This window comes from Blastococcus goldschmidtiae, assembly GCF_031845325.1.
Taxonomy (GTDB): Bacteria; Actinomycetota; Actinomycetes; order Mycobacteriales; family Geodermatophilaceae; genus Blastococcus; species Blastococcus goldschmidtiae.
This window is the reverse complement of the sequence record NZ_JAVREI010000008.1, coordinates 125,687-150,284: the sequence shown is the minus strand read 5'-3', so window position 1 is coordinate 150,284 and position 24,598 is coordinate 125,687. Positions and strand designations below refer to the sequence as shown.

At 71.1% G+C, this 24,598-nt stretch carries 20 protein-coding genes; 5 read left to right on the top strand and 15 right to left on the bottom strand.

The window, feature by feature from the left end:
- Positions 1-136 precede the first annotated feature (136 nt).
- Genes RM425_RS13145 through RM425_RS13135 form a run of 3 tightly spaced genes read right to left on the bottom strand, consistent with a single transcriptional unit; the run spans position 137 to position 2,173 of the window.
- The gene (locus RM425_RS13145) at positions 137-439 is read right to left on the bottom strand and encodes a putative quinol monooxygenase (RefSeq protein ID WP_311345662.1); all 303 of its coding nucleotides are present in this window, start codon (positions 437-439) and stop codon (positions 137-139) included.
- The gene (locus RM425_RS13140) at positions 436-1,005 is read right to left on the bottom strand and encodes a type 1 glutamine amidotransferase domain-containing protein (RefSeq protein WP_311345661.1); all 570 of its coding nucleotides are present in this window, start codon (positions 1,003-1,005) and stop codon (positions 436-438) included. The genes RM425_RS13145 and RM425_RS13140 overlap by 4 nt, the downstream gene beginning before the upstream one ends.
- A gap of 1 nt (position 1,006) precedes the next feature.
- Positions 1,007-2,173 (bottom strand): glutathione-independent formaldehyde dehydrogenase, encoded by a 1,167-nt coding sequence (locus RM425_RS13135; protein ID WP_311345660.1) that lies wholly within the window; start codon positions 2,171-2,173, stop codon positions 1,007-1,009.
- Between the two features lie 349 nt (positions 2,174-2,522).
- Here RM425_RS13135 and RM425_RS13130 point away from each other — a divergent pair, with 349 nt between their 5' ends.
- Positions 2,523-4,172 (top strand): PucR family transcriptional regulator, encoded by a 1,650-nt coding sequence (locus tag RM425_RS13130; RefSeq protein ID WP_311345659.1) that lies wholly within the window; start codon positions 2,523-2,525, stop codon positions 4,170-4,172.
- A gap of 52 nt (positions 4,173-4,224) precedes the next feature.
- Here RM425_RS13130 and RM425_RS13125 read toward each other — a convergent pair whose 3' ends face one another.
- The gene (locus RM425_RS13125) at positions 4,225-5,391 is read right to left on the bottom strand and encodes a low temperature requirement protein A (protein ID WP_311345658.1); all 1,167 of its coding nucleotides are present in this window, start codon (positions 5,389-5,391) and stop codon (positions 4,225-4,227) included.
- A gap of 161 nt (positions 5,392-5,552) precedes the next feature.
- Here RM425_RS13125 and uvrA point away from each other — a divergent pair, with 161 nt between their 5' ends.
- Complete coding sequence (gene uvrA / locus RM425_RS13120; RefSeq protein ID WP_311345657.1) at positions 5,553-7,919, top strand: excinuclease ABC subunit UvrA; 2,367 nt, start codon at positions 5,553-5,555, stop codon at positions 7,917-7,919.
- Between the two features lie 610 nt (positions 7,920-8,529).
- On the opposite strand, the gene RM425_RS13115 is transcribed toward uvrA, so the two are convergent.
- Positions 8,530-8,772 carry a hypothetical protein gene (locus RM425_RS13115; RefSeq protein ID WP_311345656.1) on the bottom strand — a complete coding sequence of 81 codons (243 nt, stop codon included), beginning with the start codon at positions 8,770-8,772 and terminating at the stop codon, positions 8,530-8,532.
- 628 nt (positions 8,773-9,400) lie between these two features.
- On the opposite strand from RM425_RS13115, the gene mobF reads away from it, so the two are divergent.
- On the top strand, positions 9,401-13,066 hold the full coding sequence (mobF, locus tag RM425_RS13110) for a MobF family relaxase (protein ID WP_311345688.1): 3,666 nt from the start codon (positions 9,401-9,403) through the stop codon (positions 13,064-13,066).
- Between the two features lie 570 nt (positions 13,067-13,636).
- Here the strand turns inward: mobF and RM425_RS13105 are convergent.
- A complete protein-coding gene (locus RM425_RS13105) occupies positions 13,637-13,999 on the bottom strand; it encodes a PepSY domain-containing protein (RefSeq protein ID WP_311345655.1) in 363 nt (120 codons plus the stop codon).
- A gap of 49 nt (positions 14,000-14,048) precedes the next feature.
- The gene (locus RM425_RS13100) at positions 14,049-14,381 is read right to left on the bottom strand and encodes a PepSY domain-containing protein (RefSeq protein WP_311345654.1); all 333 of its coding nucleotides are present in this window, start codon (positions 14,379-14,381) and stop codon (positions 14,049-14,051) included.
- Positions 14,382-14,556: 175 nt separating this feature from the next.
- Here RM425_RS13100 and RM425_RS13095 point away from each other — a divergent pair, with 175 nt between their 5' ends.
- Positions 14,557-15,234, top strand: coding sequence for a response regulator transcription factor (locus RM425_RS13095; protein WP_311345653.1), 678 nt, complete (start codon positions 14,557-14,559; stop codon positions 15,232-15,234).
- A complete protein-coding gene (locus tag RM425_RS13090; RefSeq protein ID WP_311345652.1) occupies positions 15,231-16,622 on the top strand; it encodes a sensor histidine kinase in 1,392 nt (463 codons plus the stop codon). Before RM425_RS13095 ends, RM425_RS13090 begins: the two co-directional genes overlap by 4 nt.
- A 40-nt stretch (positions 16,623-16,662) precedes the next feature.
- On the opposite strand, the gene RM425_RS13085 is transcribed toward RM425_RS13090, so the two are convergent.
- From RM425_RS13085 to RM425_RS13050, 8 genes are all read right to left on the bottom strand, one after another.
- Positions 16,663-17,070, bottom strand: a complete 408-nt coding sequence (locus tag RM425_RS13085; protein WP_311345651.1) for an MmcQ/YjbR family DNA-binding protein — start codon at positions 17,068-17,070, stop codon at positions 16,663-16,665.
- Positions 17,071-17,154: 84 nt separating this feature from the next.
- Complete coding sequence (locus RM425_RS13080) at positions 17,155-18,036, bottom strand: RNA polymerase sigma-70 factor (RefSeq protein ID WP_311345650.1); 882 nt, start codon at positions 18,034-18,036, stop codon at positions 17,155-17,157.
- Entirely contained in the window at positions 18,033-18,626 is a 594-nt protein-coding gene (locus tag RM425_RS13075; protein ID WP_311345649.1) for a carboxymuconolactone decarboxylase family protein, read from the bottom strand. The genes RM425_RS13080 and RM425_RS13075 overlap by 4 nt, the downstream gene beginning before the upstream one ends.
- A 138-nt stretch (positions 18,627-18,764) precedes the next feature.
- Positions 18,765-19,280: a hypothetical protein gene (locus tag RM425_RS13070; RefSeq protein WP_311345648.1), complete on the bottom strand. Its 516-nt coding sequence runs from the start codon at positions 19,278-19,280 to the stop codon at positions 18,765-18,767.
- Between the two features lie 111 nt (positions 19,281-19,391).
- On the bottom strand, positions 19,392-20,294 hold the full coding sequence (locus RM425_RS13065) for a polysaccharide deacetylase family protein (RefSeq protein WP_311345647.1): 903 nt from the start codon (positions 20,292-20,294) through the stop codon (positions 19,392-19,394).
- Between the two features lie 170 nt (positions 20,295-20,464).
- Positions 20,465-21,649: an NAD(P)/FAD-dependent oxidoreductase gene (locus RM425_RS13060; protein WP_311345646.1), complete on the bottom strand. Its 1,185-nt coding sequence runs from the start codon at positions 21,647-21,649 to the stop codon at positions 20,465-20,467.
- Positions 21,650-21,709: 60 nt separating this feature from the next.
- Positions 21,710-22,318 carry a hypothetical protein gene (locus RM425_RS13055; RefSeq protein WP_311345645.1) on the bottom strand — a complete coding sequence of 203 codons (609 nt, stop codon included), beginning with the start codon at positions 22,316-22,318 and terminating at the stop codon, positions 21,710-21,712.
- A gap of 53 nt (positions 22,319-22,371) precedes the next feature.
- On the bottom strand, positions 22,372-24,546 hold the full coding sequence (locus RM425_RS13050) for an acyltransferase family protein (protein WP_311345644.1): 2,175 nt from the start codon (positions 24,544-24,546) through the stop codon (positions 22,372-22,374).
- Between the last annotated feature and the right edge of the window lie 52 nt (positions 24,547-24,598).

Sequence of the window (24,598 nt, the reverse complement as noted above, 5' to 3'; positions counted from 1 at the left end):
TTCCTCGATCTGTTGGGGATGTGCGATAGGCCGCAAGAGAAGGGGCCGCTGCCACGACGTCAGCGGGCTGTGTCAGCCCGAAGTCACCGCGTGCAGCGACCCCTCATGTCGGGGTCAGTACTCCCGGTCTGTGGTGTCAGGCGGGGAGTTTGGAGCCCAGTACGTCGAGCTTCTCGATCGTCGGTTCGGAGAACAACGTGCCGGTCTGCTCGCCGAGAGCTACCGCAACAGGGCCGGACAGGTGGGCGTCACGTCCGGCGTCATCGGTGAACACGTCGAAGATCCCGAACGAGGTCGGCCCGAGGCGGATCGCGAACCACGCGGTGGTCGCCTGCTCGTCCTCGACAAGCGCACGGCCGCTGTCAAGGAACTCCTTCACGTCGTCCTCCTTGCCGGGCAACGCGTCAAACCTGACCAGCAATCCCTTGGTCACACTCATGACTTCTCCTCTTCCTTTGTCGTGGTGCCCGCGAGTTGGGACACGATCGCCTCGGAGAACGCCGGCAGGTCCTCCGGCGAGCGGCTGGTGATGAGATTCTTGTCGATCACCACGTCCTGGTCGACGACGTCGGCGCCGGCGTTGCGCAGGTCGGTGCGAATGCTCGGGTACGACGTCAGGGTGCGACCCGCGGCCACGCCGGCCTCGATCAACGTCCACGGCCCGTGACAGATCGCCGCCACTGGCTTGCCGCTCTCGACGAAGTCGCGGACGAAGGAAACGGCGCCCTCGTCGACCCGGAGCTGGTCGGGGTTAACCGTGCCGCCGGGAAGCAGCAGGGCGTCGTAGTCGCCCACCGAGGCGTCGGCGACCAGCCCGTCGACGGTGAACGTGCCCGCTTCATCCAGGTCGTTCTCACGGGCCTTGATCTCGCCGTCGTGGATCGAGAGGACCTCGGTCTGAGCGCCCGCGCGGTCCAGTACTTCGCGGGGTTGCTCGAGCTCAACGCGTTCGACGCCGTCGGCGGCGAGGATCGCGACCCTCTTGCCCTGAAGATCTGCTGCCATATCAGTTTGCCTTCTTTCCGTTCGACATGCCGGGCTTGATGACGACCTTGGTCCAACCCTCGGACCTGGAGTCGAAGTTCCTGTAGGCGTCGGCAGCCTGATCCAGCGAGATCTCGTGGGAGACGATCCAGGACGGCTTCGCCTTGTCAGCCGCGATGAGGTCTCGCAGCCGGCGGTTGTACCTCTTGACCGGGCACTGACCGTTGCCCATGGTCTGTCCCTTGAACCAGTGGGTGCCGAAGTCGATGGCCGCCTTGCCCTGCTTGGCCAATTCGCCCTTGGCCCCCGGGTCCTCGGGGACGAACACGCCGACGGTGCCGATCCCGCCGGTGAACCGGACCGAGTTGATGAGCATGTTCAAGGTGGCAGCCGGGTCTTCGTTGCCCTCAGGGTCGTGGGCCTGGTAGCCGACACACTCGCAGCCACGGTCGGCTCCGAGCCCCATGGTCTCGTCCAGCACAGCCTGCACGGGGTCGACCTTGGAGTCGTCGATGGCGATCGCTCCGATCTGCTCGGCCAGCGCGAGCCGGTCGGGGTGGCGATCGACCACCATCACCTTCGCGGCGCCCTTGATCGTCGCGGACAGGGCGGCCATCAGTCCCACGGGGCCGGCCCCGGCGATCACGACGCTGTCGCCCGGGATCACGCCGGCCATCTCGGTGGCGTGGTAGCCGGTGGGGAAGATGTCGGAGAGCATGACGTAGTCGTTCTCCTTGTCCTGCGCGTCTTCACCCAGGCGCAGCGCGTTGTGGTCGCCGAAGGGCACCCGGAGCAGTTCTGCCTGCCCGCCGCCGTACGGGCCCATTTCGGCGAAGCCGTAGGCCGCACCGGCGGCCGACGGGTCAGGTTGCGTCGTCAGGCAGTAGTTCGTGAGCCCGCGCTCGCAGTTCTTGCAGAACCCGCACGAGATGTTGAAGGGCAGCACGACCCGGTCGCCCACCTTGATCTTCTCTACTCCCTTGCCGATCTCCACCACCTCTCCCATGTTTTCGTGGCCGAACGTCCGGCCCTTCTCGAAGGAGGTCCGCCCCTCGTACATGTGCAGGTCCGAGCCGCAGATGTTGGTCGTTGTGACCTTGACCAGCACATCGGTGGGCCGTTCGATCTCGGCGTCCGGAACGTCCGTGACCGCGACATCTTTGGGTCCCTGATAGACGACAGCCTTCATGGCGATTCTCCAATCGTTGTGTCGGCGACTCCGACCAGTCCACGCTCGTCGCCGACCACCAAGACGTCATGGGCCCACCAGGCCAAAGTCCCGGGGCATGACTTGGTTCGAGTGCACAACTCCCCGCGGGTGGGTGCGCTGGGCAAGGGGTACGGTGAGCGCGACGCTGCCCCCGAGAGTTCGACGCTGCCCCCGAGAGTTGATGAGGACCGATGAGCTCTCACGGACTCGGACTGGATCCCGGGATACATCCGTGCTGCATGTACCGAGGCGTCGCCGCTCAGCACGACGACCTGTGGGGTCCCTACGGCACAGGGGGATCCCGGGCGGGCCGGCCAGGGATCAAGAGATGACCGTCTGCGAGCCCGCCCCAACCGGAACCGTTGTGCCAACCGGCGAGCTGGATCTGCGGCGTGCCCTCACCGGCCTCGATGGGCTGCTGGTGATGTCCATGGCGATGATGCAACGTCACGACGTGGACGAGGTCATCAACGTCCTGAAGCGTGAGGTCGAGTCGGTGACCGGCTGCCAGTTGGTTCACGTCACCTTCCAGCGGGACCGGGAGTGGATCACCCTGCCCCCCGGGGAGCCAACGAAGCCGGCGGAACCGAGCCCCTCAACCGGTGAACGGGTATTCGTGCAGGACAACGGCGACTCCTGGACGTCGACGACGGCTGTGGCGGTCTTGAACGGCGCCCCGGGCCAACTGGTCCTTCGCAGCTTCGCCCGGCCCGACCCCGAACAACTGTTCGTCATCGCACGGTTGGGCGATCTCCTCGGGACGGCGCTCGCGGACGCGCAGGTGCACGAGCGCCACCGCCGACGCGCCCACGAACTCGATGCAGCCAATAACGAGATGGCGCGCACCGTCGCGGCGCTGCAGCACCGTGAGGGGGTGCTTGAGGAGTTCGCCCGACTATCCACGACCGGGACTGAGCTCGACGTGGCCACCTCACTCAGCCGGCTCACTGGCTCCGCTGTCGTGCTGCGGGACAGATTCGGGCACGAGACGACCCGGATCACGGTCGCCGGCCAGTACCAACCGGTCCTCGAGCGAACCTCGCTCGAGGAGGTCATCGGCGGAGGCCCCGAACTCGGCACGATCGAACTGGAGGTGCCACCGGACAAAGACCGAGACGACGCATCATTCGCTCTGCGGTACGCGGGCGTCGCACTGGGGCTGCTGAGGGCTAAGGCCGCAGCGATGAATGAACTGGAGAACCGACTGAGTCGAGACCTCCTCGACGACCTTCTTGAAGGGCTCCCGGCCGACGTTGCCGTGGACCGGGCATCCGCTCAGGGCCACGACCTTGGCGTTCCGCACGACCTGATCGTGTGCGCATGGTCCTCCGAGCGGGGTCACCGCGGGCACGACCGCGACGTCGATCACCTCCGGATGGCCATGGCTCGTCAGCGACTGCCCTGCTTGGTCGTCCGGAACCGGGGACTGGTCGTCGCCCTCGCCCATCGAGGTGGCGACATGGGCCGCTTGTTCAACGACTTGTCGCGCGCCTACGGCGACACCAACGGTGTGATCGCCAAGGGGGAGCCGGCCAACTCGCCGGAACAGATCCCACGTGCGTATGAGCAAGCCCAACGAGCACTCAGGGCTCGTCAGCAGTCCCACAATCCGTATGGCTTCATCGCCTACGCCGACTTGGGAGTAGACCGGCTGCTCGCCCTCGACGGCAACGCTGAGGAAGTCGAGCGCCTCATCAGGGACTGGCTCGGCGACCTATTGAGCTACGACCGTCGCCACGGCACCGAGCTCGTCCCCACGCTAGCGGCCTACCTTGACCACGGGGGCAAGTACGCCGACACATCAACGACGCTCACCATCCACCGCAACACACTGCGCTACCGAATCAGCCGCATCACCGAGATCTCGGGCCACGACCTCAACGACGTCGAGGCACAACTCAACCTCCACCTGGCGACACGCGCGTGGCGACTGCGCCGTGCCTCCGTCGGCGAGCCCCTGCGAAACGCCGTCCGGTGAGGTAGTCCCAAGCCGTAGTTGCGAGAGTCTGCGCGGCGATGGCACTGGACGATCAGGAGTCGTCGACCGGGCCGATCGCCGGGTGGTGCCAGAGTTCCCAGCTGGTGTGCAGCAAGCAGATCAGGGTTAGCCCGGCGAGCGCCGCCAAAGCAGGCGCCACCACCGCGACCGGGATCAGCGAAGCAGCCCCCACTGCGGCCACCAGGCGACCGGTGGCGAGGTGGTGGTGGTCGCGCCATCGGTAGGCGACGTCGCCGACGTAGAACATCGCGACGCCACCGGCCAGGGCGACGGCCGGCAACAAGGGGAGTGCTTCCCCCGGTGCCGCGACTGCTTCGTGCACCCCGAGAGCGAAGAACACCACCCCGGCCACGAGCGGCAGATGCAGGTAGCTGTAGGAGTCGCGCGCGAGCCTTGACCGCTCCCGATCAGTGGTGCCGCGCAGCCGTCGTTCGGCACCGCCGCGCAGATAACCGAAGTAGGACCACCACAGACCGGCCGCGATCAGCACGGCGAGGAGGACGGCCGTCACAACACTCGGGCGCGGAAGAGCGGCTTCGGCGCCAGCGCCTACCCCGACGATCGCCTCACCCAGCGCGATGATGATGATCAGCCCGTGCCGCTCCACGAAGTAGGCAGGTGTCACGCTCCAGCCGGTGGTCCCGACCAGGACCGGCCCCGACAGATCCATCACCGCGGCCACGATCCACAGCAACTCTCGTTCTGGCGTGTCGAAGAACGCCGCGGCCACCAGCACTGCCGGGCCGGCGACCAGGGTGGGGACTAGTCGCAGCGCGGCCGAACCCACGTCCGCCTCGCCCCGCACGTCAAGAGCCAGCAGCACGACGTGGATCAGTCGGACCGCCAGGAATGCAAGCGCAAAGACCAGCGCCCGCGCGCCGAACGCCTGCGGCAGCGCGACCGCGGCCATCAGCATGGCCGCCATCGCGAGAAAGAGCAGCAGGCGAGGCCCGGGTCCGTCGTGGTCGGAGGTGTTCGTCAGCCAGGCGTAGCAGGCCCACGCCCACCACACAGCAGCGAGCGCCAGAATCCCGCGGCCGAACCCCGCCCAGGAGATGTCCGCGAGCATCAGGACAGTGACCTGCGACATCGCGTAGACGAAGACCAGGTCGAAGAACAACTCCAGCGTTCCGACCGACCGATCTGCTGTGTCTTCGGCTGCTTGCTCATCCGCATTGCCGAGATCATCGTCACGCATGAGGTGCTCCTCACCCACTCGCCGACCTTGATGCTTGCGTACACCAACTCACAGTGGGCTTCGGAGGGCGGGCCCGTTTCGCCGTGGGAGTCTCAAGCACTCTTCGGGGAACGCGATACTTCGTTGTAGAGCAAACCGAGAGCGACCGACAGGGGCAGCACGTGACCACCGATGCGACCGATGGCTTTGTGCGTGTCCGCGGTGCCAATGAGAACAACCTGCGCAACATTGACGTGGACATTCCTCGCAACGTGATGGTGGCGTTCACCGGGATCTCTGGGTCGGGGAAGTCGTCACTGGCCTTCGGAACGCTGTACGCCGAGGCGCAGCGCCGCTACTTCGAGTCGGTCGCGCCCTACGCGCGCCGGCTGCTGCAGCAGGTCGGTGCCCCGCACGTCCAGGAGATCACCGGCCTGCCGCCTGCGGTCGCGCTTCAGCAGCGCCGGGGCGCGGCCACCTCACGCTCGTCGGTCGGCACCATCACCACGCTGTCCAACCTGCTGCGGATCCTCTACTCGCGGGCCGGCGATTACCCGGCTGGTGCCGATCACCTCGCGGCCGAGGCGTTCTCGCCCAACACCAGCGCGGGCGCGTGCCCGCGCTGCCACGGCCTGGGCGTCGTCCACGACGTCACCGAGGAGCTGCTTGTCCCGGACCCGTCACTGAGCATCCGTGAAGGGGCGATCGCCGCCTGGCCGGGCGCGTGGCAAGGCGCCAACCTGCGCAGCATCGTGATGGGGCTCGGCATCGACGTCGACAAGCCGTGGCACAGTCTCAGGAAGCGGGACCGCGACTGGCTGCTGTTCACCGACGAGCAGCCCTCGGTGCTCATCGAGCCGGAACCAGGTCGCGTCGACCACGGCTACTACGGGAAGTTCTGGAGCGCGCGCAGCCACGTCATGCACGTGCTGGCCGACTCCACGAGCGAGCGGATGCGCGAGCGGGCCATGCGGTTCGTGGAGGAAGCGCCCTGCCCGGATTGCCAGGGCAGTGGACTACGGCCCGAGGCCCTCGCGGTGACCTTTCTCGGGCGTTCGATCGCCGAGGTCAACGACCTGCCCTTCACAGCGCTGGTGGCTCTGCTGCGTCCGGTCGCTGAGCGGCCCGCGGGTGCCGACGAGGTCGCGGCGCGGATCTGCACTGACCTGGTCGCGCGCGTCGAGGTGCTCCTCGATCTGGGCCTGGGTTATCTCAGCCTGGGACGGAGCTCGACGACGCTGTCGCCCGGAGAGGCGCAGCGCCTGCGGATCGCCACCCAGCTGCGTTCGGGTCTGTTCGGAGTCGTCTACGTCCTGGACGAGCCCTTCGCCGGCCTGCACCCGGCCGACGCGGAGCCGCTGCTGGATGTCCTGGACCGCCTCAAGGCGTCCGGCAACACACTGTTCGTCGTGGAGCACGACCTCGACGTCGTACGACGAGCAGATTGGGTCGTCGATATCGGCCCGGGTGCGGGCGAGGCCGGAGGTCGAGTGCTTCACAGCGGCCCTGTCGCGGGCCTGGAGGACGTGACTGAGTCGGTCACCAGCGCCTACCTGTTCGGTCGCGCTGAGCGGCCCGTGCACGATGCGCGGGCCCCGCAGGGCTGGCTGCGACTGACCGGCGCACATCGCCACAACCTGCGCGACCTGTCTGTCGATATCCCGCTGTGCGTGCTGACCGCCGTCACCGGGGTGTCCGGGTCCGGCAAGTCGACCCTGGTCACCCAGGTCCTGGCCGAGGACCCGACTGCTCGTGAGTCGTTCGACCGACTGGTATTGGTCGATCAGCGCCCGATCGGCCGGACGCCGCGGTCCAACCTCGCGACGTACACGGGGATGTTCGATGCCGTGCGGAAGTTGTACGCCGCCACGGACGCGGCCCGGGCCCGCGGCTACGGCGCCGGCCGCTTCTCCTTCAACGTCGCCGGGGGCCGCTGCGAGACCTGTCAGGGCGAGGGATTCGTCTCCGTCGAGCTACTGTTTCTGCCTGGCACCTACGCTCCCTGCCCGACGTGCCACGGCGATCGCTACAACCCCGAGACGCTCCAGATCACCTACCGCGGCAAGAGCATCGCGGAGGTCCTCGACCTGTCCGTCGACGACGCCGCCACGTTCCTGGCCGACGTACCGGCCGCCGCACGCAGCCTCCAGACGCTTCGCGAGGTGGGTCTGGGCTATCTGCGACTTGGACAGCCGGCGACCGAGCTCAGCGGCGGGGAGGCACAGCGCATCAAGCTCGCCACCGAGCTCCAGCGCGCTCACCGCGGCCATGCCCTCTACCTGCTCGACGAGCCGACCTCCGGACTCCACCCCGCAGACATCGCTCTGCTGCTGCGCCAGCTGCACCGGCTCGTCGACGCCGGCAACACGGTGGTCCTCGTCGAGCACGACCTCGACGCGATCGCCACCGCGGACTGGGTCATCGATCTCGGTCCGGGCGGAGGAGATGCCGGCGGTCGGGTTGTCGCGACCGGCACGCCGGCCGACATCGCGAGGGCCGAGGGCAGCGCGACCGCGCCCTACCTCTCGCTGCGGCTCGAGCGGACATGAGCTGGGTGCGGGCGGCCGGTGTGCCGTCAGGCTGCCGCGCGGGCGCGGAGGCATCACGCCAAGAAGAATCCGTACATGTCATGAAAGATGAAGGCATGAGTGTGTATCTCGCTTGGACCTCGGAGGACCTGCCTGACCTGGAGGGGCCGTGGCACGAGGCTCGGCTTGTGGCGCCCGGGCCGGTCGCCGTGGACAGCACCGAATCGCTGTCAGCGGTCTATCACGCCATCAAGTGGTCCCTGGAGGGTGAGGCTTCGCTGATCGTGGTCCCCGTGCACCAGACGCCCAAGTCGCGGGGCATGGCTGCTGGCACCACTAGGTGGTTGCATGAGCGGACTGCAAGGCAACCGCCCGGTGCGAACATCCGGGGCCTCACGTCATCAGATTGAGCTGTCCGGGCTCCCAGACCACGAGGGCTGCCAGGTTGGTTCTCCCACCTCAGGGAACGAGGATTCACGTAGGTGGGCGATGGACACGGGAAGATTGAGACCGGGGAGCGGCGCCCGCAACCGGGAAGGCCCCGCGCGGACTCCCCTGCCCCGGGGACGCCGCCCGATCAGCGAACCCCCGTCGGAGAAGGACGCGTGCAGCAGCCCCCTGCGTGAGCAGGCTAGGCCTTCGGGCGTCGGAGCAGGTACTCCTTCATCAGACCGCCCTGCGACGGCGTGACGGCCGGCGGCCCGAGCAGTTCCCAGCCGCCCGCCGACAGGACGTCGAGGGCGTCCATCTGGCGGCGGAGGCTGGCGCTCTCAGGATTCACGGTCTCGTCGTCTCCGGTCGTCAGGAAGTCGATCTTTCCCGGACGGCCCTCGGTGATGCTGACCAGCAGGGTTCCGTGTTCGTAGTGGGTCATGGCCCCGAGGGTGGACCAGCGCACGGCCGTTCACCGCAGTGAACGCCCGTCGACACGCCGCAGCGGGCGTGGGTCGCACCGGGCATCCCGCCGTAGGACCGTCACCGCAAGCGGACCCGCGAACGAGAACGTCGCAGCTCAGCCGGGCGAGCCCTCGACGGTGTGCCGTAAGGGCCGCCCGGTGACCATTCCCGCAAGGGGACCACAACCGGCGCACGACCGGAGTCCCCGCCACAGCGGCCCCTGGGCAAGGCGGTTCCTTCCTCGGTGCGCCGGCGCCCAGACCACCGCCGTCAACCGAGGTAACCCGGAGAGCCAGGCAGACGACGGCTGCGCCTGGGCAGCCACGCCGCAGCCGCCAGCAGCTGGCCCATCGCTCAACCACCTTTGCGAAACCCAACCATTCAACGGTTATCAACGCCTCCGATTAACCCAAACTTCGACACTTCGCGCATCGACTCAAGTCGACCTACTCCGCCGCATTGGAAACTCTCCCACGAAGACGCCAAGAAGACGGCACGCATACTACCTTCAGAGGTAGACCGGGCCCCGCTTCGCGGGGCCCATAGGCGTTTCTAAGGGTGGCGCGTTGGACATTATTGGGTGGCGTTGATAAATGCAGGGCGGGATGAAGGTCTACGCCGGCGCCTCTGCGGCCGCCCGGCACTACGTCGAGGCCGACCGCAGCCGGGCGGATGACTACTACCTGGCGGAGGGAACCGGGGTGGCCCGCCGCTTCACGGCCGGCGACGGTCGGGTGACCGAACTCGCCCCGCTGACCGGCGAGACGTACGAGAGCTGGGTGGCCGGACGCGACCCGGCCACCGGCGAGCCGCGAGGGCAGCTGCGCCAGGACGAGCACGCCGTCCGCTTCGTCGAGGTCATCGTGAACGGGCCGAAGACCTGGTCGATCGCGGCGGCGCTGGACCCGGACATCGCCAGGGCGTACGAGGCGGCGCAGGACCGGGCCGCAGGGCAGATCATCGCCTGGCTGTCCGAGCACGCCACCACCCGGGTCGGTCCGCGCGGTGGGCAGGCGCCGATGCCGGTGGAGGTGCTGGAGGCGGCGACGGTGCGGCACTTCACCTCCCGCGCCGGGGACCCGCACTGGCATCTGCACCTCCAGTTTCTCTCCAGGGTGTTCGCCGCCGGGAAATGGCGCGGCCTGTTCACCGTGGATGTGCGGGACTCCCTCGCCGCGATCAACGGGATCGGGCATGCGGCGGTGGACACCGACCCGGAATTGAATGCCGCGTTCGCCGCGAACGGGTACACCAAGGACGCGACCGGAGAAATACTGGAGCTCTCCGACTATGTCGGCCCGTTCAGCGCCCGGCACGCGCAGATCGCCCGGAATGCGGACCGCTACGAACGGGAATGGACCGCCGCACACCCGGGCGAGCACCCCGGCCCCGCCCTGCGCCGCTCCTGGGACACGCGCGCCTGGGCCGAGGACCGCCCGGACAGGGTCACCCCGCAGCCGGGGATGAACGTGACCGAACGCTGGCGCACGGAGCTGCACCGCCTCGGCTTCCGGCCCCCGAGAGGACCCGTGCCCCTGGCCTCCACCCCGGTTGGCGCGCTGAACAGGGACGAGCTCGTGGGGCGGGCGCTGACCCGGCTCGCGGCCCGCAGGTCGGCCTGGAACGCGGCGGACGTGCGCGGGGAGGTGGAGCGGTTGATCGGCGCCGAAGGCATCGTCACCGAGCCAGCGGTACGCATCGAGCTGGCCGAGGATCTCACCGCCCGCGCCCTGGGCCGCTGCGTGCCACTGCTGGACCGCGACGGCATACCCGAGCACATCCGGGCCTGGACCTCCCGCCCGGTGCTCGCCGTGGAGACCGACCTGACCGCCCGGCTCGCCGTCCGCGCGACGGCCGGCACATCTCACACCGACCTGACACCCCTGCCGACCGACCTGACACCTCCGGTCGCGCTCACGCCGGGTGCTGGGCGGCTGGACGCTGGCCAAGCCGCCGCCGTGACCGCGTTGGTCGGCGACCGGCCGCTGGTCGTGATCGAGGGCGCGGCCGGCGTCGGGAAGACCACCACGCTCGCCGCGACCCACAGTCTGCTCGAGAAGCAAGGGCGGAGGCTGGTGGTCGTCACCCCGACGCTGAAGGCCGCAAAGGTCGCCGCAGCGGAGATCGGCGCGGACGCGGGTTCGGCGGCCCGGCTGGCCCACGAGTACGGCTGGCGCTGGGACGACGACGGCGCCTGGGCCCGGCTCGCGGTCGGCGACACCGACCCAGTCACCGGCCGCGCCTACAGCGGCCCGGCCGGCGCCGCCCGGCTGCGGCCCGGTGACCTTCTCGTCGTGGACGAAGCGGGCATGCTCGACCAGGACACCGCCCGAGCCGTCCTGACGATCGCCGACGAGTGCCGGCTTCGGGTGGCGCTGCTCGGCGACCGGCACCAGCTGGCCGCGGTCGGCCGCGGCGGCGTTCTCCATCTCGCGGTCGGCCAGGTCGGCGTCGACGCCTACCTGACATTGCAGGGGGTGCATCGCTTCACCCGCATCGGCCCGGACGGCCGCACCCTGCCGGATGTCGGCTACGCGGACCTGACCCTTGCGATGCGTGTCGGCGACGACTCCGGCAAGGTGTTCGAGGCCCTGCTGGCCCGTGGGCAGATCCAATTGCACCCTGACCCCGACGCGCTGCGGGAGGCCATCGCCGGCAGCACCGTGGCGTCGTACGCCGACAGCCGCCAGGTGGCGGTGGTGGTCGACACCCGCGACCAGGCCGCCATGCTCAACGCCGCCATCCGCGGCCGGCTGATCGCTGCTGGCCGCGTCCACGACACGTTGGTCGTCACCACCGCCGCGGGGGAGCGGATCGGGGTCGGCGACCGTGTCGCCAGCCGCCGCAACGACCGCGACCTCGATGTCGCCAACCGCGACGTCTGGATCGTCACTGGCGTCGGCCGGGACGGCGGGTTGCGTGTCACCCCCGCCGATGTCACCCCGGCCGGACTTGTTCCTGCATCTGCCACCCCGACCGCCACGCGGCAGCGGTGGCTGCCGGGCGGCTACGTCACCGCCCACCTGGAGCTCGCCTACGCGACCACCGCGCACGGCGCGCAGGGTGACAGCGTCACGGCTGCCCATCTGGTGGTCGGGGAGCACACCGGTGCCGCGTCGGCGTACGTCGGGATGACCCGCGGACGCGAGGCGAACACCGCTCACCTCGTCGCCGCCGACGCGGACGAGGCGAGGGAGCAGTGGGTCGCCGTCTTCGCCCGTGACCGTGCCGACCTCGGCCCCGCCCACGCCGCCGAACAGGCCGCCACCGAGGCCGCCCGCTACTCCGCACCCCGTCCGATGGAGCACGTCGTGGCCGACCTGCACCGGGCGTGGACCGTCGAGCAGAACTGCCTGGACCGGCTGGCCTTCTGCCAGCCGCAGCGCGACCAGCTACGGGAGGTGGTCACGCTCGAAGTTCCCCACGCCGGCGAACTCGCGCAGCTGGAGGCCGCCCGGGAGCGGGCGGCGATCGCCGCCCAGCAGGCCGACCAGCGGGTGCAGGCCAGCGCGGCCGCGGTCGCCACCGAGGCCGACCGGATTCGCGACAGACTGCTGGGCTCCTGGGACGGCGAACGCGGCGCCGCCCGCGCGGCGGCGAAGGTCGTGCTCGACGGGTCCGGCCGCCTCGGGCTGCGCCGGGGGGCGGTCGCCCGCGCCGGCGAGCAGCTCGCCGACTGGGCCGACCGGTGGCGCGCCCACGTTCCCTCCCTGCCCGGCGACGCGAAGGAGCTTGCGCGCGTGGCTGGCTGGTTCGACGACCGGCCCGCCGTGTGGACCGCGCTCGACACCTCCGCTCAACGCGCCGCCGAAGCCGCCCACCCAGAGGGGGACGCCCAAGGCGCGGCCGCGGTCGCCGCCCGGCAGCAGTACGAGCAGGCCCGGTCCGCGCTGGCCGAGGCCCACCGCCAACGCGACCAGCGACTCCGAGGATTGGAACCAGCCGCCTGGACGCCCGAGCCCGGGGGGCGGCTCGCCGAGCTGGACCGAGACATCGCCGCTACCCGGCAGGAGCTCACCGAGGCCCGGGCGCGCATCGCCACCTTCCGGGCCGAACACCTCACCATCCCAGCGGCCGAGCCGGCGCATGCGAAGCCTGCCGAGCGGCTCGCCCAGGAGCACGACGCGTGGCGCGCCCGCCGGAACGCCGAGCGGACTGCCCGCCGAGCAGGCGACGCTCGCACAACCCCGAACCAGTGGCCGCTCCATGTGCCACCGCCACCGCCAAGCCTCGGACCACGTCCGGGAGCCGGACCTCGTATGGGGCGGTGAGCCCCCCGCGCCTCGTGTACCGGCACGCACATTGCCATCGAGCACATACGCAACGGACGTCGGAGGCGACGTCGCCACGGTCACGGAGAGTGCGGATTCGCTCGTCTCGAATCGGCCCGCGACACGCGCGAGCGCGTAGACGTCAGGCAACACTCAGTCCACAGGAATTTCATTCGAGGCCGTTGGTGACCCGCACCAACCAACGGTAAAAGTGCAGGTCAACCGTCGTTTTCAGTCATGTCCAAGATCGCTCAATCACGCAGGGAACGTTCCGCTTCAACGTGTAGCTGGCGGCATTGTGCAGGTCAGTGGCTTGCTGATGCGACCGAGTCCGCACCCGGTCCGCAACTGTCCGCGATATCCCTCGGCGGCGCGCCCTGCCGGTCGGCAAGCCGCTGCCGGAGCGCACGCAGCTCCACATCCCCGGTGCCCCGCCGATTCCTTGGCGGGAGATCCGGTGCCGATGCGCACCGCCGGGGCTGTGGAGAGGACTCAGGGCGCCCTCCCGAGGGAGGACGCCCTGGTCCACGTGGTGCAGCCGAGGCCTGCTCGCCGCTCGTTCACGCCATGTCAGTCGTCATCGTCCTCGACGGAGACGACATCGAAGCCGTCGTCCAGAGCGACCTCGACGAAGGTCCCGTCGTCGAACTTCACCTCGACCTCGTAGCCGCTGTCGCCCTCGTCGGCGACCTCGACCTCGGTGACGGCGCCGCCACCGGCGGCCTCGACGGCGGCGGCCGCGGCGTCGTCACGGGTCGGGCCGGTGACCTGCTCGTCCTGCTCGCCGGCGTCGTCCTCGGGGACCTCGTCATTCGCCACGGCGTTCACCTGCGGCGCGTCGGTGTTGTCGGCCTGAGCGATCTGAGTCCCCCCGACGATCACCGCGCCGAGGGCGGCGGTTCCGAGCAGGGTGGTCTTGAGCTTCGCGTTCATGTGGTCTCCTGTGCAGCTTTGCGCCTACGTCCGGTCGGTGCCGGCGACGTCAGTCCTCGTCGCCCGCCTCGTCGCCGTCGCGCTCGTCACCGAGCACGGTGAAGTCCTCGTCGAGGTGGACGTCGACCTGGCCGCCGCCGTCGAGGGTGACCTCGATCTCGTAGTAACCCTCCTCGTCGCCCACCTCGGTGTCGGTGACCTCGCCCTCGCCCAGGTGGGCCAGGGCGGCCTCGCTGGCGCGGTCCAGTGCTTCGCCGGTGATCGCGACGTCGGGACGGGCGTCCTCGTCATCGCCCCCGGCGGCGACGGCGACACCGGCTCCGCCGGCCAGCACGGCCAGGGCGGCCGCGCCGCCCACGGTCCAACGGGTGCTCTTCTTCATGTCTCCTCCGGAGGTGCATGAACACCCCTGTCGGGGCCATGACCCCAGGGTGGGCGCAGCCTGCTGAGGGGACGCTGAGAGCAGCGGGGAACAACCAGCCCCTCTCAGCCGGCTCTCAGGAGCGGCCTGGCACAACGGACACGGAGTGGAACGGGGCGACGATCGGGAGGTCGGTGTGCGGGTCCTGGTGGTGGAGGACGAGCGCAACCTCGCAGCAGCGGTGGCCCGCGGCCTGCGTGCCGAGGGATTCGCCGTCGATGTCGCCGGAGACGGGCTCACGGGCCTCGACCGAGCGCTCTACGGCGAGTACAGCGCCATCGTCCTGGACATCATGCTGCCGGGCCGCTCGGGATACGACGTGCTGCGCGACCTGCGCGATCGCAAGGTGTGGACGCCGGTCCTGATGCTGACCGCGAAGGACGGCGAGTACGACATCGCCGACGCCCTGGACCTGGGGGCCGACGACTACCTCACCAAGCCCTTCCCCTTCGTCGTGCTGGTGGCCCGGCTGCGCGCTCTCGTCCGACGCGGGTCACCCGAGCGGCCCGCACGGTTGACGGTGGCCGACCTGGTGCTCGATCCGGCCGCCCACCGCGCGTGGCGGGGCGACACCGAGGTGCCGTTGACGGCGCGGGAGTTCGCGTTGCTGGAGCACCTGATGCGGCGGGTGGGTGACGCCGTCTCCAAGTCCGACTTGCTGGCTGAGGTATGGGACGAGAACTTCGCCGGCGACCCGAACATCGTCGAGGTCTACATCGGCTACCTGCGGCGCAAGATCGACGCGCCGTTCGGGCGGCGCAGTATCGAGACCGTGCGTGGCGTCGGGTACCGCATCGACGCAGCCGGCGGATGACCGGCCCCCGACCGCGCGGCCTGACCGGCTGGCTGCGTCGGCGCTCGCTACGGGCCCGGCTGACCGCGGCCGCGGTCGCGGTGATCACCGCGGCGATCACCCTCTCGGCAGTGCTCCTCACCGTCCGGCTGGAGTCGGCCCTCCTCGCCAGCGTGGAGGAGGCGGCGCTCGACAGAGCCGAGGCCGTCGCCGCGGCACTCGGTTCCGGCCGGCCGCTGGAGCCGCTGCTCACCGTCGACGACGACGAGGTCGTGCAGGTGGTCGACGACGAGGGGAAGGTCCTCGCGTCCTCGCCCGGGCCGCCGGCCGACCGGCCGCTGCTCGCACTCCCGGCCGGGACCGGCGTGCAGGTGCGCACCCAGGTCGGTGTGGCGTTGCCGGGTGAGCAGGACGAGCGCTACCGGGTGCTCACACTGCCGGTCGCCACCGCCGACGGCGGGCGGGTCTCCGTGCAGGTCGGCCTGCCGCTGGACGACCCCGAGGAGGCCGTGACCGAACTCGCCTCCGCCCTCGGCATGGGTGTCCCTGCCGTGGTGGCCGTCCTCGCGGTCTTGACCTGGGTGCTGGCCGGGCGCGCGCTGCGCCCGGTAGAGGAGTTGCGCAGGCAGGTCGCCGGCCTCCCCGGCGACGCGCTGGACCGGCGGCTGGCCGTCCCCCCCAGCGGTGACGAGCTCGCCCGCCTGGCGGTGACGTTCAACGACCTGCTGGCCCGGGCCGAGGCCGCCACCCGACGACAGCGGGAGTTCGTCGCCGACGCGGCACACGAGATCCGCAGCCCGCTGGCCTCGCTGCGCACCCAACTGGAGGTCGCGGCCCTGCATGGCGATCGGTGGCAGGAGGAGCTACCGGCGCTCACCGAGGACGCTCAGCGGTTGTCCCGGCTGGTCGACGACCTGCTGCGCCTGGCGCGGCTGGACGCGCGCATCCCCCTGGCCCACCAGGTGGTGGACCTGGACGAGATCGTCCTGGAGACCGCGCACCGCGCCCACGGGAACACCGGACTGCGCCTCGACACGTCGGCGGTGTCTGGCGCCCGGGTCGTCGGTGACCCGGACGCCCTTGCCCGGGTCGTGCAGAACCTGCTGGACAACGCCGTCCGGCACGCCCGGACGACCGTGGTGATCACGCTGACCGCCGGCGACAGCGCGGTGCTCACCGTGGCCGACAACGGCCCGGGAATTCCGCCCGACCAGCGGGACCGGGTGTTCGAACGGTTCACCCGCCGGGACGACGCCCGAAGCCGGGACGCCGGCGGCAGCGGGCTCGGTCTGGCCATCGTCCGCGACGTCGTCACCCGACACGGCGGGACGGTCGGCATCGGGGACGCCGCCCCGGGCGCGCGGTTCGTCGTCCGCCTCCCGCTCGCCAGTAGGTCTCTCCGCCCGTGACCGACGCGTCGGTACCGCCGAGGCGGAGGTCGGCACAGCGCTACTCCGCCAGCCAGGCCGCCCTCCTGCGGGCGGACGCCTGGGCGAGCCAGGCATCCTCCACCAGTTCGGCCAGCTCCTGCCTGGTGATCTCGCCGAGCCGGCCGGCCTGCACCAGCACCGAGTCGTGCCCGTCGAAGTGCGGGGTCGTGAAGAACGGCGTCGTCGGGTCCTGCACCAGGGCCAGCTTGTCGGCCTCGGACTCGACCCAGAAGACGATGACATCGGGCAGCCTCTCCCCGGTCCGGGTGTCCACGGCGTCCGGCCGCGGGGTGCGGAAGAAGACGAAGGACCTCCCACCGACCTGGTACACGGCGTTGCCGCGTCCCCCGCGGACGACGGTTACGTGCGGGAGCGCCAGGGCGAGCTCGTGGACGTCCTCCACCCGTGCCGGCCGATCAGCGGTCACGCCCGGCAGCGTAGGGCTGAGCAGCGGTAGCAAGGCGCCGCCTCGGCGCGCACCGGGCCTCGGTGACGTGTCGGGCGAAGGCCGTCACCGCCGCAGCTCGGCCACCTCGTCGAGCCGGCCCAGCTTGTGCGGGTTCCGGATGGCGTACATGCGGCTGATCCGGCCGTCCTCGACCACGAAGGTGATCGCCGTGTCGAACTCGCCGCCCGCGTCGATCCGGGCGGCGACCGCGCCGTTGAGCAGCGGCGTGGTGATCTCGACACCGGGCGCCAACTCCGCGAACCGGGACAGTGCGTTCGCCACCCGCTCCCGGCCGGCGAACGGGCGCCGGGCGGCGGGCGCCAGGCCTCCGCCATCGGCGATCACGATGACGTCGGGCGCGAGCACGTCCAGCAGTCCCTGGAGATCGCCCGCTGTGACGGCGGTGAGGAACCGGTCGACGACCTCCTGCTGCTCGGTCCGGCTCACCGCCGTCCGTGGGCGACGCGCGGACACGTGCTCGCGCGCCCGGTGCGCGATCTGCCGGACCGCTGCGGGTGACTTGCCCACGGCCTCGGCGATCTCGTCGTACGGCACGTCGAACACCTCGTGCAGCACCAGGACGGCGCGCTCGGTCGGCCCTAACGTCTCCAGCACCGTGAGCATGGCGATCGACACGCTCTCCGCCAGTTCGACGTCGTCGGCGACGTCCGGGCTGGTGAGCAGTGGCTCGGGCAGCCACTCGCCGACGTAGTCCTCGCGGCGTCGGGACACCGTGCGCAGCCGGTTGAGCGCCTGGCGGGTGACGACCCGCACCAGGTAGGCCCGCGGCTCCCGCACGGTTGCCCGGTCCACCTCGGCCCACCGCAGCCAGGTCTCCTGCACCACGTCGTCGGCGTCGGCGGCCGAGCCGAGCATCTCGTAGGCGACGGTGAAGAGCAGGCCACGGTGGGCCGTGAAGGGGTCGTCGAACGGATCGTCGGTCATGCCGAGGCGACGCCGTCCGTCGAGGCGGCCGCCAGCGGCGGCAGGCCGCAGGAGGCCGCGAACTCCTGCGAGCGGATGCCGAGGGCGACGTTGGACCGCCCGGTGAGGTTCATCGCGCCGATCCTGGCAGTCAGCTCCAGCAGCGCGGGCGCCCGCAGCGCGTCGAGCAGGGTCGCCGACATCTCGTCGGTCACGGTCAGCGGGGTCCGGCACATCGCCTCGGCGTACTCCATGACCTGCCGCTCCAGGGAGGTGAAGACGGTGGACTCCCGCCACCGCGGAACCTCCCGCGCCTTGGCCTCGTCGAGCCCGCGGTTGTGCCTCATGAAGTAGTGCAAGTCGAGGCAGAAGCTGCAGCCGACCTCGGCCGCCGCGGCCATGGTGGCCAGCGAGGCCAGATTCGGGTCCAGCCGGTTCCACGACTCGCTCCTGCGGCCGAACTTCATCAGGTCCTTGAGCAGGGCCGGGTAGTGCCACATCACTCCCGCGGCGTCCGGCACCTGGCCCAGCATCTTGCGGCTCATCGTCTTCAGCAGGGTCCCGTAGATGCCGGTGATCTCGGTCGCGGGTACCCGTGTGCTGCTCGCCATGTCCACCTCCACGTCGTGTCGTGCTGTCGACATGGAGACACCGGCCGGTCCGACGGTGTGACAACCGCCCCCAGGAGACGTCCGGGTGACCGCCGGGCTCGTGCTCCAGCGGCCACCCGGGCCTGCCTCGCGACTCCGTCAGGCGGTGACGAGGCTGCGCATGCTCTGGGCAATCACGAGGGCGAGACGGCGGGTCACGCGCAGGCTCTGGTCGGCCAGCGCGTACGTCGTCTCGATGACCTCCTCCGGGCGGACGAGCACGGCCGGCACCAGGCTGCGCACGATCGTCGTCACGCCCTGCACGAGACCCGCGACGGCGTCCTCGCTGCTGTCGGCCGCCGAGGCGAGCTGACGCCGGGCCTGCTCCTGCTCCTGCTCGCGTAGCTCCACGAGCAGGTCACGGCGGACGGCGAGGACGAGCTGGCGGGCCCGCTCGTCGTGCGAGCCGTTCCGGGACTCCTGCAGCACCTGCGCGGCCAGCAGCTCCCGGGCCCGGTCCTCCGCCTCGTCGCGGGTGCGCGCGAGCTCCTCCATCTCGGTGGGACCGCCGGTCGCGGCTCCGGTCGTGGGCTGCGTGCCGGCGTCCGCGGGGCGCTCCGCGCCGTCGGCAGCAGTGTCGGTCGCGGTCCGGTTCTTGGCTGAGGGCGTGGTCATGGCTTCCTCCTGGGACGGTCGACGTTCGGGCACCACGAGGCTCCGGCCGCGACATGACCCGGGGGCGAGCGCCGCGCGCACAGGAGGAGAGGGCACCACCAACAGTCGGGACTACAGCTGGTCCGACAGCCGCACGAACCGGAATCCGGCCGCGGTCAGCCGGGGGACCGCGGCCGCCACCCCGGCCGCGGTGCCGCCGGTGGGCTGGTTCATGTGCCCGATCACGATCGAGCCCGCGGAGGCCGACCGCAGCGCGGCGGTCACCTGCTCCGCACCGAACGTCGCGCCGGCATCGCCGTTGACGTCGAAGTTCACCACCGTCTCGCCGATGTCGCGGGCGATCCGGACCGCGACGTCGTCGTAGTGCGCCGTCCCGGACCGGAAGAAGCGCGGGGGTGCGCCGGTCAGCTCGGTCAGGGTCAGCCGGTTCCCGGAGACCTCGTCGAAGACCTCACCGGGCCCCGCGGTGCCGGGGATCCCGTACGCCGCGGTGCCCCGCACCGACAGCGGCAGGTGGGCCGTGCCGTGGTTGGCCAGCTCGAACAGCGGATCGACGGCCAGGGCCGCGGCGAGGTCGGGATGGGCGAGGATCCACCGCTGGTTCAGGAACAGCGTGGCCGGCGTCCCGGTCGACCGCAGGGTCTCGATGAGCGCGCCGTCGTAGCCGCTGCCGCGGGCGCCGCCGCACGCGTCGAACGTCAGCGCGATGACGCGTTCCTGCGTCGGCAGCCGGGTCACGACGCCGGGGACGTGCAGCCCGAAGGCGGTCGGCGCCACCCCCGCGTACCGGGCCACGACGTCGTCGCGCGTCGGACCTCCCGACCTGCCCGGCGCCGGCTCGGACGGCCCGCTCGGTGGGGCGACGGCTGTGCTCGTACGCGCCGGCTCGCTCGCCACCGGCGCCCGGCCCGACGGCGCGCAGGCCGTCGCGAGGCCCGCGGCAGCCAGCAGCAGGAACGCGCGACGGCCGGGCGCGGGAGCGGACGGAAGCCCGGTCGGCTCGGGAGTGCTCACGGTCGCGCTCGTCTCCGGGGACCGTCGACACGGTGGAGCCCGCGCTCCGACGACCGATCGTCCGGCGGCACGCCCCCGTGTCCCCGCCCGACGAGCACCTCGAGGGTGCGGTGGACCGGAGTATGCCGAAAGAACCGGCCCCGCGGCCGGCCGACGAGCCGGGGGTCGGCTCAGACGCGGCCGCGGAGGATGCGGCGGAAGTAGACCTGCGGGAGCCCGTAGCGGTCGAACAGCCAGGCCGCGCGGCGGGGGACGAACGGGTCGATGAACGGCACCGACGGGCTCGCCTCGCCGTTGCGGTCGACCTCGTTGAGCGCCAGCCTCCGCCGGCTCACGGTGATGGGCATGACGGTGTAGCCGTCGTACCGCTTCAGCGGCTTCCCGTCGCGGGCCGCGGCCAGGTTCTGCGCCAGGACGTCGACCTGCTTGCGCAGCGCGCCCCCCGAGGGACGGGTGTCCGCGTCCGCGGCGTCGCCGATCGCCCAGATCGACTCGGCACGACGGGAGCGCAGCGTGTGCGGATCGATGTCGACCAGTCCCGGCGCCGGATCGGTGGCGAGGCCGGCGTCGGCGATCCACTTCGGCGCGCGGTAGTGGGGCACCGCGTGGGCGAAGGCGACGTCCTCGAGCACCTGCTGACCGGTGGACGAGACGACCGCGAGGGCGTGGGCGTCGGCGTCGACCCGCTCCACGTGGGCCTCGCGCAGCACCTCGATGCCGTAGTCGGCGAAGGCGTGCTCCAGCACCTCGTCGGCCCGCGGCAGCCCGGTCGCGGTCGCGGCCGGCAGGAGGAGCCGGACCTGGAGGGCACCCAGCGTGCCGGACCGCCGCCAGTGGTCGCAGGCCATGAGCAGCGGCTTGAGCGCGGTGGGTCCGCACGACGCGGGTTCCGGAGGCACGGTGAAGACGACCGAGCCGCTGCGCAGCGAGGTCAGCCGCGGCCAGACCGTGGGCGTGCTGCCCGGCACGTAGGACGACGCCGCCCACCCGTCGGCGTAGGCGGCCTGCAGCCCCGGGGTGGCGTCCCAGTCCTCCTCCAGGCCGGGGCAGAGAACCAGCGTCGCGGCGTGCAGCGTGCGTCCCGAGCGGGTCCGGACGATCATCGCCGCCGGGTCGACCGCCACCACGCTGTCGCGGACCCACTCGCAGCCCTCGGGGACGACGTCCGCCATCGGCCGTTCGAGATCGGCCATGGTCGCCTCGCCCGCGGCCACGTAGTTGAGCAGCGGCTTGTAGCGGTGCACGGGCTGGGCGGCGACGACCGCGACCCCCCGGACGCCGTCGCGGAGGAGCCGCGCAGCCAGCGAGATGCCGGCATTGCCGGCCCCGACGATCAGTACTTCGCGACTGTCCACCCGACGAGCCTGCCCACCCGGAGCGGATCGCGCGCGGTGGGACCGGGTGTCAGCCCCGGGTCAGAACTGCCATTCCCATCCGTTCGGACCGTCACCGGGCGCGTAGACCAGGGAGCCGCTGGTGACCGGCACGTCGACCACCATCCACCCCCGGTACTCGTGGTCCGCGCCGATCCGCATGTTGCGGATCTGCAGTGGCGGACCGAAGCAGCCGCGCGCCTCGGGGGTGACCGGGTCGTAGGTGCTGCCGTCGGGCCCGATGACGCGGAAGTCGTAGTCGGCGATGGTCGTGATCACCCGCGGGTCGAACGTCGGCGTCGACTCCGCGCTCAGGCGGAACGCCACGTAGTGGCCGTTCTCGGGCGGCTCCTCGAAGTCCTCTTCGCAGACCGGGTCGACAATCACCTCCTCGACGCTCAGCGTCAGCACCGGCGGCTCGTCCGGGTCGAGCGACGGGCGGATGGGAGCCTCCTCGCCGATCCCCATCAGGACGTTGCCCCGCTCGTTGAGCTCCGCCTCGCGCTCCTCGGTCCCTGGCTCGGCGGGGGCGTCGCTCGCCGACGGCCCCGCGGGCTCCGGACCGGCGGCATCCCCGTCCGCGGCGCCGCTGAAACCGCAGGCGGTCAGCGTGAGCGCCAGTGCGAAGGCGGGAAGAACCGAGCGGCGCATGACCATCCCTGTGCTCGTAGGTGGACCCAGAAGGTATCCCGGCGCGAGGTCGCTCACGGCTGGAGGATGGCCGCGACGACGTCGGGTCCGATGCGCTCGGAGTACTCGGCCGTGAGGTGCAGGCCATCGGCGTACACGGGGGTCCTGCCCACGATGGTCGGGCAGCGACCTCCGCTGCAGAACCACTGCTCCGGGTCGATGGCCCGCACCCCGGTCGCGGCGGCGACCTCCTGCTCGCTCGCCATCTGCGACGCGAAGGTGTCCGCAGGCCCGCGAAGGCAGTCGTCCGGGCCGTTCAGGCTCGTCGGGCAGGTGAGGAGACTGTCGGCACCCGGCGGTGCGCCCAGGATGACCACCTTCGCGCCGGAGGCCTGGACCGTCCGCACCACCTCCTCGAGCCCACCGCGGTAGGTCGCGCCCACGTCCGCGCCGGGCCGCAGGTTCGCCCGCCAGGAGTGACTCAGCACCACCAGGGTCGGCGGGCGGGAGACGATGTGCTCGATCGCCCAGTCCCGGTGCTCGATGCAGTCGGTGAAGGTCTGGCCGCCGTAGAGGGTCGGCGCGGTGATGTTGGGGCAGACGCCGTAGGTCAGGCTCTGCACCGACCACCCCTTCCCGACCAGCTCCTGCCGGAGCCCCGGCAGCCAGGCCGCGGCGAAGGAGTCGCCGAGCACGACGGCGGACTGCTCGGCGTCCGGGTCGCCGTAGAGGCACTTCCCGACGTTGTCCTCGGTGACGTGCAGGCACCCCTGCCCCCATTGCTCGGACAGGTAGCCGGGGAGCTCGTCGAGACCCGGCTCGAGGTCCTCCGGCCACTCGGTGGCGAGGGTCGCGGCCTGGATGTCCTGCTGCAGCGGTGTGAGTGACGGCATGCCCTGAGCGGCGGCGGTCCGGTTGGCCGCCGCGACGGCGTCGGCGGCGGCGGCCCGGGCGTTCCCGCTGTCGCTCCACGGACCGACGGCGACCGCGCCCACCCCGAGCAACGCCGCGGCAGCGGCTGCCAGGCCGACATTCCGGGCCCGTACGAAGACCGGTCGGGCTCGGGCGGCGTCGACCGACCGGTGTGAGGGGAGCAACCAGTTGGTGTGCAGGACCGGTTGCTCGACGCAGTAGAAGGACACGGTCGCCAGCACCAGCGACGTGGCGATGACACCGGCGTGGACGATCACCGAATCGGGGGTGAGGAGCGTCCCCGCGATGATCAGCACCGGCCAGTGCCACAGGTACAGCGAGTAGGAGATGGCGCCGAGGAAGCCTGCCGGCGTGCTGCCCAGCGCGAACTGCGCGCCCGGGCCACCGGGTGCACCGCCCCACGCGAGCAGCAGCGCGGCCCCCAGGACGGGTAGCGCAGCGGCGCCGCCCGGGAAGGCGGTCCCCTCGTCGATGGTGAACGCCGCGGCGAGGACGAACGCCAGACCGCTCCAGGCGAGCACCGCGGCGGGCAGGGACGGGAGGCGCTGGAGCTGCGTCGCCACCACCGCGACGAGCGCACCCACCCCCAGCTCCCAGGCGCGCGTGAAGGTGGAGAAGTAGGCGGTCACGGGTGAGGCGGCGGTCGCGTGCAGCGACCAGGCGAAGGAGGCCGCGGTGACCGCACCCAGCAGGACGCACAGCGCGGCCGCGGGGAAGCGCCGGAAGCCACCGCCGGGACGCGCGCGACGGCCCACCGTGGCGGCGGCGAAGGCGAGCAGGATCAGGGCCGGCCAGACGAGGTAGAACTGCTCCTCCACGGCCAGGGACCAGAAGTGCTGCACGAGCGACGGCGCCGAGGCCGCCTCGAAGTAGTCGGTCCCGTCCCGCGCGAACTTGATGTTGGCGCTGAACAGCGCCGCCCACACGACGTCGTGGACTGTCTCCTGGAACCGGCCGCTGAGGAAGAGGAACCAGGCGGCCGCGGTCGTGGCCGCCAGGGTCAGGAGGGCAGCGGGGAGCAGCCGCCGCGCGCGCCGGGCGTAGAAGGCCCGGAACGAGATCCGGCCCGTCCTCGAGCGCTCGCGCACCAGCAGGCTCGTGATGAGGAAGCCCGAGATGACGAAGAAGACGTCGACGCCGATGAACCCACCCGCGGGCCACCCCAGCACGTGGTCGGCGACGACGAGGCCGACGGCCACCGCACGGAGGCCTTGGATGTCGGGTCGGAAGTGCGGCTCCCGGGCAGGTGCCTCGTCGCCTCCTGCGGTGCCGGCAGCGAAGCGACGTGGGTCGACCGGAGCAGTGGCGCTCGTCATCACGTACCCCCGTCGCTCTCGGTCCTCCCGGGAGCGGATGCCTGCCCGGCCC

Excerpts from the sequence above, each read along its gene's own strand:
- RM425_RS13115 (WP_311345656.1), bottom strand. The coding sequence starts at position 8,772 with ATGACCCACTACGAACACGGAACCCTGCTGGTCAGCATCACCGAGGGC.
- RM425_RS13075 (WP_311345649.1), bottom strand. The coding sequence starts at position 18,626 with ATGGCGAGCAGCACACGGGTACCCGCGACCGAGATCACCGGCATCTAC.
- RM425_RS13145 (WP_311345662.1), bottom strand. The coding sequence starts at position 439 with ATGAGTGTGACCAAGGGATTGCTGGTCAGGTTTGACGCGTTGCCCGGC.
- mobF (WP_311345688.1), top strand. The coding sequence starts at position 9,401 with ATGAAGGTCTACGCCGGCGCCTCTGCGGCCGCCCGGCACTACGTCGAG.
- RM425_RS13125 (WP_311345658.1), bottom strand. The coding sequence starts at position 5,391 with ATGCGTGACGATGATCTCGGCAATGCGGATGAGCAAGCAGCCGAAGAC.
- RM425_RS13055 (WP_311345645.1), bottom strand. The coding sequence starts at position 22,318 with ATGCGCCGCTCGGTTCTTCCCGCCTTCGCACTGGCGCTCACGCTGACC.
- RM425_RS13140 (WP_311345661.1), bottom strand. The coding sequence starts at position 1,005 with ATGGCAGCAGATCTTCAGGGCAAGAGGGTCGCGATCCTCGCCGCCGAC.
- RM425_RS13100 (WP_311345654.1), bottom strand. The coding sequence starts at position 14,381 with ATGAAGAAGAGCACCCGTTGGACCGTGGGCGGCGCGGCCGCCCTGGCC.
- RM425_RS13050 (WP_311345644.1), bottom strand. The coding sequence starts at position 24,546 with ATGACGAGCGCCACTGCTCCGGTCGACCCACGTCGCTTCGCTGCCGGC.
- RM425_RS13105 (WP_311345655.1), bottom strand. The coding sequence starts at position 13,999 with ATGAACGCGAAGCTCAAGACCACCCTGCTCGGAACCGCCGCCCTCGGC.
- RM425_RS13130 (WP_311345659.1), top strand. The coding sequence starts at position 2,523 with ATGACCGTCTGCGAGCCCGCCCCAACCGGAACCGTTGTGCCAACCGGC.
- RM425_RS13090 (WP_311345652.1), top strand. The coding sequence starts at position 15,231 with ATGACCGGCCCCCGACCGCGCGGCCTGACCGGCTGGCTGCGTCGGCGC.
- RM425_RS13070 (WP_311345648.1), bottom strand. The coding sequence starts at position 19,280 with ATGACCACGCCCTCAGCCAAGAACCGGACCGCGACCGACACTGCTGCC.
- RM425_RS13135 (WP_311345660.1), bottom strand. The coding sequence starts at position 2,173 with ATGAAGGCTGTCGTCTATCAGGGACCCAAAGATGTCGCGGTCACGGAC.
- RM425_RS13080 (WP_311345650.1), bottom strand. The coding sequence starts at position 18,036 with ATGACCGACGATCCGTTCGACGACCCCTTCACGGCCCACCGTGGCCTG.